Source organism: Synechococcus sp. R5-13 (assembly GCF_047462015.1).
In the GTDB taxonomy this organism is placed as follows: domain Bacteria; phylum Cyanobacteriota; class Cyanobacteriia; order Thermostichales; family Thermostichaceae; genus Thermostichus.
Genome location: NZ_JANSIL010000167.1, coordinates 1 through 13,734, shown reverse-complemented (window position 1 = coordinate 13,734; position 13,734 = coordinate 1). Strand labels below are relative to the sequence as shown.

The following is a 13,734-nucleotide window of genomic DNA, read 5'->3' as shown; positions in this document are numbered from 1 at the left end:
CAGAGATAGGCAGGATGCGATCGCTTCTTTCCTGAACCATGTTCAGGAGAGTTCAGCGTGAATGTATCAGAATTAAGACAATCTCATGTCTACCGGGATCCCTGAATGGGATGGGTAACACTGAAACTAGGTCGCAGAAGCGGCGCGTAGCGCAATCTCAAGGAGCCGAACATGAGCAAGAGCTTGCTGGAGCAATTGCGACAGATGACTGTCGTGGTGGCTGATACGGGGGATATCAACGCCATCGAGAGCTTTAAGCCGCAGGATGCCACCACCAATCCCTCTTTGATCACAGCGGCTGCCCAAATGCCCCAGTACCAGGGCATTGTCGATGAAACCTTGCTCAAGGCCCGCCAAGAACTGGGATCCAAAGCCGACATCAAAACCGTGGTGGCCCACGCCATCGATCAACTGGCCGTGGCCTTTGGCGTGCGCATTTTGTCCATCATTCCTGGCCGGGTCTCGACGGAGGTGGATGCCCGCCTCTCCTACGACACGGAAGCTACGGTCGCCAAGGCCCGCCATCTGATCGAGCTCTACAAGGCGGCAGGAGCGGATCCCAAGCGGGTGCTGATTAAAATTGCCTCGACTTGGGAAGGGATCCGGGCTGCCGAGATCCTGGAGAAAGAAGGGATCCACTGCAACCTTACCCTGTTGTTTGGCTTGCACCAAGCCATAGCCTGCGCCGAAGCGGGGGTGAAGCTGATCTCGCCCTTTGTGGGCCGCATCTTGGATTGGTACAAGAAACACACGGGCCGGGAGAGCTACCCTCCTGCCGAAGATCCGGGGGTGCAGTCGGTGACCCAGATTTACAACTACTTCCGCAAATACGATTTTCCGACGGAAGTGATGGGGGCCAGCTTCCGCAACATCGGGGAGATCATCGAGTTGGCCGGCTGCGATCTTCTCACCATCTCGCCCGCCTTGCTGGCGGAGCTGCAGAACACCGAGGGTTACCTGGAGCGCAAGTTGGATCCAGAAAAAGCCAAGCAGATGGATATTCCCCGCCTGGTGATGGATCGAGCTACCTTCGACCAGATGCACCGGGAAAACCGCATGGCCTCAGAAAAGCTGGAAGAAGGGATCCAGGGCTTCTCCAAAGCGCTGGAGGTGCTGGAAAAACTGCTCACCGAGCGGCTGCAGAAGCTGGAGGGTGCCAAGGAAACCATTACCCACGCCGCCCAGGATGTCTTCCGCCTCTACGACCTGGATGGGGATGGCTTCATCACCCGCGAGGAGTGGATGGGGGCAGATCGCGTTTTCGATGCCCTGGATACCAACCAAGATGGCAAAATTACCCCTGAGGAAATGTTGGTCGGCCTAGGGGCGGCGGTCTATCTGAAGAATTAGCCGCTGGCAGCCGGCCTGGGAAAACCTCAAGGTCTATGGGCGAGAACTTTCGCCACATCGGAGACGGGGTGGCCGCCCTGGAAGCGCAAGCCCGCCGCTGGATTGCCCAGCGGCTGCAAGGGATCCCTTACGATCCGCCGCCGGGGCCAGCAGCCAGGCAGGTGCTGCATTGGATCGAGACGGATCTGCTGCCGCGCCTGCAGCAAACCCCCCAGGAGCTGGAGAACCTGCTGCATGGGCTAGGGGGCGGCTATGTGCCCAGCGGCCCTTCCGGCGCCCCCACCCGAGGCCGAGTGGACGTGTTGCCCACGGGGCGCAACTTTTACTCGGTGGACATTCGCGCCATCCCCACCCCCACCGCCTGGCAGGTCGGCTCACTGGCCGCCGAGCGGCTGGTGGAGCGCTACGTGCAAGAGCAGGGGGAATATCCCCGTCGCCTGGGCCTATCCGTTTGGGGCACTTCAACTCTAAGAACTGGCGGCGACGATTGGGCCGAGGCCCTGGCGCTCTTGGGGGTCAAACCCCGCTGGGATGGAGGACGGGTGGTGGACATCGAGATCCTGCCTGTAGCGGTTTTGGGCCGCCCCCGTGTGGATGTAACCTTGCGCATTTCTGGCTTCTTTCGCGATGCCTTTCCCAATCTGATTGCCCTGTTTGACCGGGCCGTGCAGGCCGTGGCTGACCTGGAGGAGCCAGAAGCCGACAATCCCCTGCGGGCCCACGTGCTGGCCGATACCCAGTACTGGCAGGAGCAAGGGATCCCAACGCAAGCAGCGGCGGAGCGGGCGCGGCTGCGCATCTTCGGTTCCAAGCCAGGGGCCTACGGGGCCGGCCTACAGGGGCTGATCGAGGCGCAAAACTGGGAAACAGAAGCGGATCTGGCCCGCGCCTACCTCAACTGGAGCAGCTACGCCTACCGGGCCGATGGCGAGGGAGAGCCGGCCCCCGAAGCCCTGCGGCGGCAATTGGCCCACCTGCAAATTGTGCTCCACAACCAAGACAACCGCGAGCACGACCTGCTGGACTCCGATGACTACTACCAGTTTCAAGGGGGGATGGTGGCGGCAGTGCGAACGCTCCAGGGCCGCAACCCGCGGATTTACTTCGGGGATCACGCCCGTCCCCACAACCCTAAGATCCGCACCCTGGCCGAAGAAATTGACCGCGTCTATCGCACCCGCGTGATCAACCCCAAGTGGATTGCCGGCGTGATGCGCCACGGCTACAAGGGCGCCTTCGAGATGGCTGCCACCCTGGACTACCTCTTTGCCTACGACGTCACCACCCATGCTGTGCCGGATTTCATGTACGCCGGCCTGGCCCGCGCCTACCTATTGGATCCCCAAGTCCAGCAGTTCCTGCGATCCCGCAACCCCTGGGCGCTGCGGGACATGAGCGAGCGGCTGCTGGAAGCCCACCAGCGGGGCTACTGGCAAGAGCAGGCCCTGGAATTTCTGCCTCAGATCGAAGCCCTGATGCTGGAGATGGAAGCCTACCTGGAATCCCGCTCTCCCGTGGCGAGAGAAGGTTAAGTTCTGCTAAGATTTTTTCATCCAAACCAGTTGTGGAGGGATCCCAGGCCATGAGCAAATCTGAGCTGTTGCGAGAGATTCTGGGGCCACTGTTGGAGGACTACCGCTACTGGTTTGAGCGTTCTCGCCGCTTTTTGCAGGAAGAGACCCTGGAATTGATCAGCCCAGAAGAGCAGCAGTCCTTGCTGGAAGAGGTTTTGGCTGCCCAGGCGGAGCTACAGGTAGCCAAAGCGCTTTATCAGGCGTCCGATCAAGAGGTTGGCATCGACCCTGGGCTGATGGCAAAATGGCATCGCCTGCTTATGAAATGTGCCGAATTGGGCCGTCAATTTCGCCAGATTCACCCCTCCCGCGACCTGTAATGCTGCAGATTCTCTACCTCATCGCTTTTGTGGCCATTGCCTTTTTGGCCCTGCGCAACTTGGTTACCAATGTCATCACACTGGGCGTGGAAGAGCGCAAGGCCTCTCCTCGTCGTGCCCGCAAGCGGATCCCTCACCCAGAGCTGCTGGATGAAGATGGCAACCTCACCGAGGAGCCTCTACTGGTGATTCGCTCGGCCAGCTTGGAAGAAGCCCGCAGCCGTTTGGAAGATCTCTATTCCGGCTCGCCGGACGAAGATTAGGGGAGTTTCTTGGGCTTTCTCTCTTGGGCGTGGCTGCACTAGCCTGGGAAGGTACTGCGCGCCATTTGCCCGAGCGTCTGGTGGGCGAGTCAACGGAGATGGGATCCGACTTCAACGTGGAATCGGTGCTGGAGGCGGTGCTCGGCAAGCTGAAGGTTTTGGCGGAAACGGGACAAACCTTTGGTCAGCCGATCACTATTGGTGAGACGATTATTGTCCCTTACATGTCCTTGCATTTTGGCTTGGGTGGGGGAGGGGGTAACTTTGGAAAGACTGCTCCTGGCTGTCGCGGCAACGGCGGGGATCCGGCCAGTCTGTTTGGGGGAGCGGGGGGTGGGGTGCGCATCGAGCCGGTTGGCTTTCTGGTGATCCGAGGCGAGCGAGTGGAGCTGCTGACCACCGTCCAGAAGCCCGACCAGTGGAACCAACTCAGCGAGACTCTGGTGCCCCTGTTGCAGCAGTGGCTGCAAAATCGTGCCGGCAACTCCTGAAGGGACTAGCCGCGAATGGAGAGGCGGGATCCCTGGGGAGAGGGCTGTACCTCAATGCGGCGGGGGAAAGCATCCTGCAGGCTGGGGATGTGGGTGATCACCAAGATGCAGGCAAAGTCGGGGGCGATGGCGTTGATGGCGGCCAGCAGTTGGGCGCGTCCGGTGGCATCCTGGGATCCAAACCCCTCGTCGATGATTAAGGTTTGCAGGTCGGATCCCGAGCGCTGGGTGAGCAGGCGGGACAAGGCCAGGCGAATGGCGAAGTTGATGCGGAAGGCTTCTCCACCGGAGTAAGTCTCGTAGGGGCGGGTGCCGTGGGGATCGGCAATGAGAATGTCGAGGGTGTCATAGGGACTCCGTCCCGCTACGGAGGACAGCTTGGCCGGTGAGCAATAGCGTCGCCCGGAGCGCTGGGTAACCAATTGCAGGTGCAGGCGGTGTTGGGTCAGGCGGGCCAGGATCTGGTTGGCCTGGGCTTCCAGCTCGGGCAGGACATTTTCGACGATCAGGGCGGGGATGCCGTTGCGGCCGTAGGCATTGGCCAGCTCTTGGTACACCTGCTGCTGGCGGCGGGCCTGTTGCAGTTGCTGTTCCAGCTCGGCCTGTTCCGCCTGCTGTTGAACCGCCTGTTGTAGCCGTTGTTGGGCGGCCCCTATCTGAGACAGCACCTCATCCAGCCGCCGGCGGTGCTCCCGCAGGGTTTGGCGGATCCCTTCCAGCTGAGCAGGCAAAACCTCGGGATGCTCCGCCAGTTGTTGCTGAAGCCGTTCCAACTCTTGGGTGGCCTGGACAAAGTGCTGGCGGCTTTCCTGTAGGCGTTGGGATAAGGCTTGGGTGCGGGCTGCCACCTCCGGCAGTTCCTGGCGGGCCACCTGTAGGGCTTGCAGGCGCACCGGCCAGAGTTGCGCTTGGGCCAGTTCGGCTTTCACCTGCTGGTGCAGGGATCCATCGTAGCCCAGGTGGTTTAACGCCTGTTCCACCTGAGCCAACCGCTCCGCCAGGGGAGAATCCGATCCCACTGGCGGGACGGAGTCCTTGGATACCGCCTGTTGCAGGGTTTCCAGTTGTGCCTGTAGAGATGCGATTTGCTCGCAGAGGCGAGAGCGGCGCTCTTGGGCCTTGCGGAGTTCTTGAGAGCGGCCCAGGGCCCAGCGCCAGCGCTCCAGTTCTCCCCGTTGTAGGGCGTGCTCGCGCTCGTCATAGCCCAGTTGGTGCAGGGCCTGCTGGATCTGCTGGAGCTGTTGCCGAGCTTCTTGAGCGTAAGCTTCCCGGTCAAGGATTTCCCTCAACTCTGCCGCCTCTGCTTGCCAGAGCTGGATTTGCCGACAGCGCTCCTGCTCGGCTTCCCACTGCTGTTGCAATCGCCCTTGAAGGTGCAGGCGCTCATCCCAAGTGGCCAGTTCTTGGCTAAGACGGCGGTATTCTTCTTGCAAGAGTTCGATCTCCCGGTCGGCCACCGCCAGTTGTTCGCGGATAACAAACAGTTGGCCGGCAATTTCTTCTTGACGCTCGCGGTGTTTTTTTAGCACCACATCCCGCAGGCGTGGGCTGAGGGGACGGGCGCAGAGGGGGCAAGTCCAGTGGCGACGGCGTTGCGGAGCCATAAAGCCGGATCCCTGCGGCTCTGCTGTCGGCGTTGCAGGGGATGGCTCGGCAGGCTGGCCGACAGAAGATAGGGCCGGGGATCCCTCCTCTTGTTCTGCTGCCTCCTCGACAAGGGCTGTCACTCTTGCCAAAGTGGGGATGGGGCGGCGCTCTCCCTGATCTTGTTCGCCTCGCGGAGCACTTTGAGCGGAAAACGCCTCTTGACCTTCCTCCCAGGTGGTCACCAACAGGCGGCAGCGTTCTTCTTCCTGTTGCCACTGTTGCTGGAGAACCCGCTGGCGTTCCTGGAGCTTTTGCACGAACAGCCGCCGTTCTTGGACTTTTTCCAACACCCGCTGCTGGTAGAGACGCCGTCGCTCCAGCTCTGCCAAGGCGGCCTCTCCTTCGGCAATTTTCTGCTCCAGGTGCTGCTGCTGCTGGGCTAGAGTTTCCTGGCTTTGCAGTTGCTGGCTGAGAAGCTGGAGGCGGGCTTGCAGACGTTCCCGCTCGCGGCGGATTTGCTCTTGCCAATGCTGTTGCTGCTGGAGAAGGATGGCGGCTTGCGCTTGGGCTTGGTTCAAGGCCTGGAGACGCTCTTGAGCTTGCTGGTAGTGGCGCAGGCCGATTTCGATGCGCTCCTGTTCTGCCAGCAATTGGGCATCGGCTTGGGCCTGGGCTTGGCAGGTGGCCAACTCCTGTTGCAGCCGCTGCATCTTGCGCAGTTGCTGCTGCTGCTGCTCGGCTTGCTGGGCCTGGAGCTTTTGGTGTTCTTGGAGCAGGTGTTGCTGCTGCTCGAAGAGATGGTGGAGATGGCGATCTTGGGTCATCAGGGCTTGGTAGCGTTCGTAGCCCGCCAGGATCTCCTCACTCTGGGCAATCAGCTCTTCCAACTGGAGCAGGTGCTGTCGCTGGTCACACCACTGTTGCTCGGTGTGCTGTAGGTTGGTGCCGAGCTTTTGCAAGTGTTGGGTAAGGTGTTGGTGGCGCTCCTGCAGGATGCAGCGATGTTCGTAGAGGCGCTCTAGGGCTTGCAATTCCTGCTGTTGCTGGGCTAGGAGCTGCTGCAGATGAGTTTGCCGTTGTTGGAGTCGCTCCAGCTCGGCTTGGATTTGGCAAACGTGGGCCTGTTGTTGGTTGAGCTGCTGCAGGCGCTCTTGGAGCAGATCGGCTTTGAGTTTGGCACTGCGCGCCTGTTCCCGGCAGCGGTCGGCCAGCAAATCGTACTGCCCCAACTTGAGCATGTCGGCCAAGATCTGCTTGCGCTCGCCGGGACGCTTCAGAGTGAAGGCATCTGCTTGTCCTTGTCGCAGATAGGCGGAGTGAATAAAGGTCTCGTAGTCGAGGCTGAGCTGACTTTGAATGGCCTGTTGGGTGGCGCGCATGCCGCGGCGGGTCAAGCTACGCCAGCGAGGTTGGCCGTCGGTTTCTCCGGTTTGAATTTGCCACTCCAGGGATCCCTCGCCCGATAGATGACGGCTGCGCAGGATGCGGTAGGTTTGTCCTCGGGAGCGGTAGATCACCTCTACCCAGGCTTCGCTGGCCCCCTTGCGGATGAGATCGCTGTCATTGCTAGCCCGGCTTTGCCCCCAAAGGCCCCAGGTGAGGGCATCGAGCAGGGCAGACTTGCCTGCCCCATTGGGGCCACAAATGCAGGCAGTATGGATCCCACGCAGATCCAAAACGGCGTGAGCGTAACAGAGAAAATTGTGCAAGGTTAGGCGAACCGGGATCACGGAAAACTCTGAGGGGCTCTGGTTGCTGGAAAAAATGAGGTTGAGCCATTTGATCCAGAGTATCGCGTCAGCGGTGGGGAGCAACAATGAGGAGTGAGAAGTGAGGAGAGAGGAGTGAGGATACTCCCTTCTCACTACTCTCCGTTCTTTTCTCTTTTCTCTCTTGTCTCTCTTGAGAGGGGATCCGATTGCATTAGCCGCTGACACAGTTGGGCAATCTGGGTGGGGCTGGCCTCGTCCAGCCAGCGGTGAAAGGCTTGGGATTCCTGAAGGCGGCCCATCAGCAAGGTGGGGATCTGCTCCGGGCCGTCCAGTTCCGCCAGCCATTGCCGGGGAAAGCCAGTTACTGCAGCCAGATCCTCGGGATCCCGTCGGCCTGCTTGCCACAGCGCTTGCAGTTGGGCAATCTGCTGGGGGATCTGCTCCCAGCGGTGGCCAGAAGCAGTCAGGATCAGCGTTTGCGGCTGTGCCTGTTGCAGCAGTTGGGCCAAGTCCGCCGGTAGCCAGGGCCAGCGGGCCAGCACCAGCTTTGCCCCTTTTGGTGGTGGAACAAAGTTCTCGGCCTCCTGCCCGTCGTAACAGATGGCCCCCTGCTGCGAATCCGGCAGGGGTTTCTGCCGAAAATCTTGGATCTGTAGGCGAGGGGCGGAAATGGTGGGTGCCTGCCACTCTCCCGCAGGGCGCACCGCCAGCACTTTGCCCTGCCAAGGCTGTCTGCCCCGGTCATCCGCCTCCAACTGGAGGGCGATGTCCAAAGCCTGGCATTTTTGCCAGCGCTCCAGCTCTTCTCCGGCTTGCCAAAACCACAGGGTACGGGATCCCGGCGAGCCTTGGAGTTCAAACTTGAGGTGGCGGCCATTGCGGGAGACTCCCAGGTTGGAGCTATTGGGACGGAAGTTCATCAAGGCAACGACGGGGTTGGGGTTGCCGTGCCCAAAGGGCTGCAGAAGCTGCAATTGCCGATACACCTCATCCAGCTCTGCCACCCCGTCCCGGCCCTGAGAGGCCAGAAGCTCCCAATCGATGACGATCTCCACCGCCAAGGCGCGAGCCTGCTGATCCGGGCTAACCCGCGCGGCCAGCTCCCGCTGCAACGCCAGTTGCACAGCGGCCAGGCAAGCCAGATCCACTTGGATCCCGGCGGCCATGGGGTGTCCGCCTCCCCGCCGCAAGAGGGGGCGCACGGCCTCGATGGCCTCCACCAGGTTCACCCCTGGCAGGGAACGACCCGACCCATGGCCCCGTCCCGCCGCTTCGTCTTTGGCAATCAACACCGTTGGGCAGTTATACTGCTCCACCAAGCGCGCCGCCGCGATCCCCAGAACCCCTGGGTTCCAGCCGGCTTCCGCCAGAACAATGGCTCCTTCCCGGGTCAGATCCAAGCTCTCTACCTGTTGGCTGGCCTCTTGGATCACTTGCTGGGTGAGCTGCCGGCGCTCTTCGTCAAGGGCAACAAACCGTTGCACCAGCGCCTGGGCCCGCTCTGGATCGGAGGTGGTCAGCAGCTCCACTGCTAAGCTGGCGTCTTCCAAGCGGCCAATGACGTTCAACTTGGGGGCGATGCGAAAAGCAATATCCTGGGCTGTCGGCGACCTCTGGAGCTGGCCGTTGCTAACCTGGGCCAGCAGAGCTCGCAACCCCGGGCGCTGCGTACTGGCCAGCACCGGCAGGCCCCGCTGCACCAAGTAGCGGCACTCCCGCTGCAACACCGCCACATCGGCCACAATTCCCACCGCCACCAGATCCAGGTGCTGCTCGACACCAGGGATCTCTAGGGCTTGGTAGAGCGCCTCCGCCAACTTGTAGGCCACTCCCACCCCCGGCAAGAAGCGCAGCGGATGTTCAGCCGGCAGCCGCAAGGGATTGACCACCGCATGGGCAGGGGGCAGAGGATCCGGCAGCATGTGGTGATCCGTCACGATCACGTCCACCCCCTGGACTTGGGCCATGGCAATTTCGGCAGCATTGCCCACCCCGCAATCCACCGTCAGGATCACTTGGCAGCCCTGGGCCAGCACCTGCTGTAGCCGTTGAGGATTGAGCCCGTGCCCCTCGGTGCTGCGCAGCGGTATGGAGAACTGGACTCGGAAGCCCAAGGGTTGTAACGCCGAGAGCAGGAGACTGGTACTGGTGACACCATCGCAGTCAAAGTCCCCCCAAATGCACAGGGTCTCTTCCCTTTCCCGTGCCTGCAGCAGCCGCGCCACCGCCCGCTCCAGATCCGGCAGGGATGCTGGTGGTGTGGGGGAATAGTGTTCGGGATCCACGAAGGCCTGCGCCTGCTCCCAGGTGTGCAGACCCCGCAGGGCCATCACCTTGGCCGCATACTTGCCGTATTCCCGGCTCAGTTGCGGATTGAACTGGGGGGGAGTGGGCAGCAGCTCCCAGCGGTGCGGAGTATCTTCGCGCCAGCCGTAATCCATGCAAGCTAGGCCGACCCCTTGGCCGACAAGAGTAGAACTTCTCAGGAGCCTATCAAAAACGGCCCAGGGGGGAAATGGATCCCAGAGGAAAGGGCTGGGGATGATGGGCTACCTTGAACCCTACTGGCAGCAGTGAGAAGCCACACAGCAGGCGGAAGGGTGCTCGTGATTGTGGGTGGCACAGGCTTCGCTGCAGTAGAGTTGACCTTCGTAGCGATAGCCTTGGCTGCTCTCGAAGCTGCAGTTGCAGTGTTCACAGGCGCAACGGACAAGGGTGCTGGCAGACATGATTTTCTCTCCTTCTTTCTCGTTTTTTCCTAGGGATCCTCTTGTCGAAGATCCGCGTCTCTACACCCTAGCGGTTGCTCGGCAACGATGCTGAAACAAGAATCAGAATCATTTTTGGCACTTCACCGATTACAGCCTATGAATTAGGATACAAGTATCCAAGAGAAAAGAGAGATATATACCAACCTATTTGTTAGATTTATCCCAAAGAGTTGTGGCAGCTTATCAGGCAGGCAAGACCTCCACTCGCCAGGTAGCGGAACAGTTCATGGTAACCCAAAGAACACTGCACCACTGGGTGCATCAGTATCAACAAACTCAGGATTTATCCCCCAAGAAAGTCGGCACAAAGCGAGTAGGTATTCTGGAACAACACCGGCAAGAAGTTATGACGGTCATTGAAAGGCGCCTGAACTATTATCCGTGGTAGTATCAAGAACTGCTACGAGAGCAACTGGATACTGATGTGAGTGCTGTTACGATAGACAACTTTTTAAAAAAGCGAGGAATGACGCTAAAAAAGAATTACCGCAGTGTAAAAATCAGAGAAGAGGAGGTGCAAAGGCAACAATTAGCCTATAGCTAAGAAGTCAAGAATATACCAGTGGAAGATATAGCTATTCTAGACCAGACAAGGGTGTGAGAGGCAATGGAACGGAGGGGTATCTCGGAGTTTACGCAGTCAAAGAGCTTACAGTTACCGTCAGAGATGCAAAGGGAAAAAACATAAGATTATTGAAGCTATTTCCTGGAGAGAGGCAGTAGGCTGTTGTGTTATCAAGGGTGGAATGCAGAAGAGCAATTTTCTGGAGTTTTTGCAAAGTGACTCATGTCCGGAACTGGATGCGCGGAAGGTGGTGATTAGAGTTCGGAAGTGGAGGGTTTGATTCAAGGAACAGGTGCGCGGATCATAGACCTGCCTGTGTATGCACCAGAGTTGAATCCGATTGAGAGGATGTGGTCGGTATTGAAGCCTTTTATCCGGCAGTTTTCCAGAGCCGGGAAGTATGGGATGGAGCAGATAGCAGAGACCTCTTGACTACTCATCAATCCATTCTGCTTCCGAAGTTGGTTTGCTAGGTGTTGCTACTGTGCCCCTTGATTCCTTAACAGGCTGTACTGCTCCATCCCTATGCACGAAGAGGGATGCCGCCGCCCTAATTACTGGGAAGAGACTCCCAGATACTTTGTCCCTCTAATGTCCCTCTAGTAAGAGGTACTGCACCACGAAGCACTCAGTGCCGCCGCAGGCGAACAAGCTGGCGGAGTTCGCAGTTACTGTATCAAGAAGCCGTCATAAAGGGCGGGGCTTGTAACCCAGTTTTCTGGTCAATGTGGCGTTGGCATCTCTTTGTGCTTTATCCTGAGGGGCGATAAGCTAAAGTACAGCAACAACACAGTCCTAAACTGGGAACTTTATTGATGCCTCCGCGCTCCTCTTCCTCCCAGAGTGGCTCTACCCCATTCCCCTTTCTGGAGGGGCGGGGTGCTGCTGCCGACGGGGCTGAGTCGAGCTTACCGCTGGGACAGCGTTTGCTGCGGGCGGGTCTGATCTCCCAATCCCAGTTGGCTCAGGCTCTGCGAGAGCAACAGCAAAACCACCTCAAGTTGGGAGAAGTGTGTCTCGAGCGCGGCTGGCTCACCCCAGCCGCTCTCTACCGCTTCCTGCCCAGCCAGTCTCTTTCTCTGGGAGAGATTTTGGTGGCACTGGGCCATTTGGATTTCGAGCAATTGCGGGTTGCTCTGGCTCAACAGCGTCGCTATGGGCGGAAATTGGGGGAAATCCTCACCTGGAAAGGTTGGGTACAGCCCGCCATTTTGGATCGCGCCTTGGATGTCCAGGTGCAACTGCAGCGGATGGCTTCCCCCAATGCGTGGGAGGCGCTGCAGCCTTTTTTGGCCAGGGATCCCAAACCCGAGGTTCAGCTTACCCCCCGAAGATCGACAATTCCTGGCCGAGAAGACCCAGCTCAGGATTGGCCTGCACCCGAAGAGGCCAGGAGAGAGAGTACGGTTCAGCCGCCGAGTCTTGAATCTGCGGCTGGGGGAGATCCCATCCCTGGAACATTGGCTGCGGCGGCCTCGGATCCCTTTGCCGATGAGCCTCAACCGGCCACCTTGGCCGACTACCGCAAGCAAGTGGAAGCCTTGCAGCTACAAATCGAGCTCCAGGAACAGGAATGGGATCGGATCCTGGCCAACATGAACCAGCAGATTGCCGATTTTCAAAGCCAGTATCAGCAGCGCATTCAAAAACTGGAAGCCACCATCCGTCTCCAACAAGCAGAGCTCCAGCACCAGGCAACGTTGCAGCAGGATTTGCGGGTTTGGCGGGAACAACTGCAAAGGCTGGAAACGGAGCTGGCTCTTGCCCGCGCTGCTGAGCAAAGGGCGCAGCGGCAGTTGCAAACCCAGCAAGATTGCTACCAGTCGGAACTGGAGCAGTTGCAAGAGCAAATCCAGATTCTGCAGAAACGCCAGTCGGAGTTGGTGCCCAGCAGCGTTGTGGCTGACCTACGCGCCCAATTGGAGGCAGCGCTTCATCAAATCCAGCAGCTCCGATCGGAGCGGGATCAGCTGCAGGCCCAACTTGCCCAGCAAGCTGCAGAGTCAGAGGCTGCTCTATCCCGGCATCTGGATTCCTTCTGGCCAGAGCAGGTTGCCGCCTTGGAGCAACAGATTGCGGAGCTGAGGGCCGCTTTGCAGATGTGGCAAGAGCGCTACGCTCAGTTACAGCAAGAGCACGAGGCCCAAATGGCGCGGCTTTCCGGCTATGTTCCCCCAGAGCAGGTGGAAAGCTTACAGGCGCAGCTACAACAACTGCAAGCGGAAATAGCACAGCTGATGGCAGCCAACCGTGACTACGAAGCACACCTTGCTCAACTGGAGGAGCAACTGCAGCAGAGCCAAGCCCTGATCCACCAGCTCAGGGCAGAACGGGCCGAGGCCGACCAGCGCATTGTCCAACTGGAGGGATCCCTGCAAGCCCGCCAAGAAGCCTTGGAGCAAGCTCAACAACAACTGAAAACCACGGGATCCCGCCTCAGCGCCCTTCAACAGCAGCAGGCCAACTTGACGGTGGAACTGCGAGATGCGCGAGAGCTGCTAGCGGCCTACCGACAGAGCCTGGAGTCCCTGCAAGAGAATCTCAAGATTGAGCAGAATCGCAACCGTCTGCTGCAGGTGAGTTACGAACAGCAAAAGCTGATCGCCGAGGCAGCGCAGGCTCAGTTGAGAGCAGCCAACTTCTCTGGCTCAACCGCCAAAGATGGGCCAGCACGCTTGCGTGAGCGAAACGCAGTCCTTACGGGGAGACCGGAGGAACCCGAGACCGACGCCGACACTCCTGAGGATACGCCGACGGATCCCTTGTTGGCAGAACTCACCCCATGGGCCAGGCATCTGTTCCAAAACTTGCAGGCAGCGGGCTTGCTGGATCGGCCCCAGATCCAAGACATCCTCAGCCGCTGGCAACAGTCGGGGGGCAAGCTGACCGCGGTCATTGGCGAGTGTACCGGCCTGAAGGCAACCACGGTCGCGGTAGCGGTGCGGTTCCCGGTAGGGTGCCGGAGGCATAGCACTTTCAAGTTCTTTGCGGATGGGGGGTATTCTGCCCGTTTGTCGGGGTGCCGCACGGTGGGAGAGCATGACTCTAGTCAATAATAAGCTCAACTATACTGAAAATAATGTATAATATGTTCAGTACGG

The 13,734-nt window shown here is 59.4% G+C and carries 8 protein-coding genes and 2 pseudogenes; 7 read left to right on the top strand and 3 right to left on the bottom strand.

Annotated elements, in window-relative coordinates; genetic code table 11:
• Positions 1–171 precede the first annotated feature (171 nt).
• The 5 genes and pseudogenes from NW840_RS12405 to NW840_RS12385 all read left to right on the top strand — a co-directional run bounded on the left by NW840_RS12405 (position 172) and on the right by NW840_RS12385 (position 3,998).
• The gene (locus tag NW840_RS12405; RefSeq protein WP_414344598.1) at positions 172–1,350 is read left to right on the top strand and encodes a transaldolase; all 1,179 of its coding nucleotides are present in this window, start codon (positions 172–174) and stop codon (positions 1,348–1,350) included.
• Between the two features lie 50 nt (positions 1,351–1,400).
• A pseudogene (locus tag NW840_RS12400) lies at positions 1,401–2,882 on the top strand (cobaltochelatase subunit CobN); the annotation flags it as partial.
• 50 nt (positions 2,883–2,932) lie between these two features.
• On the top strand, positions 2,933–3,244 hold the full coding sequence (locus tag NW840_RS12395; protein WP_414344597.1) for a DUF2605 domain-containing protein: 312 nt from the start codon (positions 2,933–2,935) through the stop codon (positions 3,242–3,244).
• Positions 3,244–3,507, top strand: a complete 264-nt coding sequence (locus tag NW840_RS12390) for a DUF2973 domain-containing protein (RefSeq protein WP_414344596.1) — start codon at positions 3,244–3,246, stop codon at positions 3,505–3,507. The genes NW840_RS12395 and NW840_RS12390 overlap by 1 nt, the downstream gene beginning before the upstream one ends.
• Before the next feature lie 65 nt (positions 3,508–3,572).
• Positions 3,573–3,998, top strand: a complete 426-nt coding sequence (locus NW840_RS12385) for a GerW family sporulation protein (protein WP_414344594.1) — start codon at positions 3,573–3,575, stop codon at positions 3,996–3,998.
• Between the two features lie 5 nt (positions 3,999–4,003).
• On the opposite strand, the gene NW840_RS12380 is transcribed toward NW840_RS12385, so the two are convergent.
• From NW840_RS12380 to NW840_RS12370, 3 genes are all read right to left on the bottom strand, one after another.
• Positions 4,004–7,315: an AAA family ATPase gene (locus tag NW840_RS12380; RefSeq protein ID WP_414344593.1), complete on the bottom strand. Its 3,312-nt coding sequence runs from the start codon at positions 7,313–7,315 to the stop codon at positions 4,004–4,006.
• Positions 7,316–7,449: 134 nt separating this feature from the next.
• Positions 7,450–9,738 carry a single-stranded-DNA-specific exonuclease RecJ gene (gene recJ, locus NW840_RS12375; protein WP_414344592.1) on the bottom strand — a complete coding sequence of 763 codons (2,289 nt, stop codon included), beginning with the start codon at positions 9,736–9,738 and terminating at the stop codon, positions 7,450–7,452.
• A 120-nt stretch (positions 9,739–9,858) separates the two neighbouring features.
• Complete coding sequence (locus tag NW840_RS12370; protein ID WP_083757636.1) at positions 9,859–10,026, bottom strand: hypothetical protein; 168 nt, start codon at positions 10,024–10,026, stop codon at positions 9,859–9,861.
• Positions 10,027–10,204: 178 nt separating this feature from the next.
• On the opposite strand from NW840_RS12370, the pseudogene NW840_RS12365 reads away from it, so the two are divergent.
• Positions 10,205–11,128: pseudogene (locus NW840_RS12365) on the top strand (IS630 family transposase).
• Positions 11,129–11,448: 320 nt separating this feature from the next.
• Positions 11,449–13,689 carry a hypothetical protein gene (locus tag NW840_RS12360; protein ID WP_414344590.1) on the top strand — a complete coding sequence of 747 codons (2,241 nt, stop codon included), beginning with the start codon at positions 11,449–11,451 and terminating at the stop codon, positions 13,687–13,689.
• The last annotated feature ends 45 nt before the right edge of the window (positions 13,690–13,734 follow it).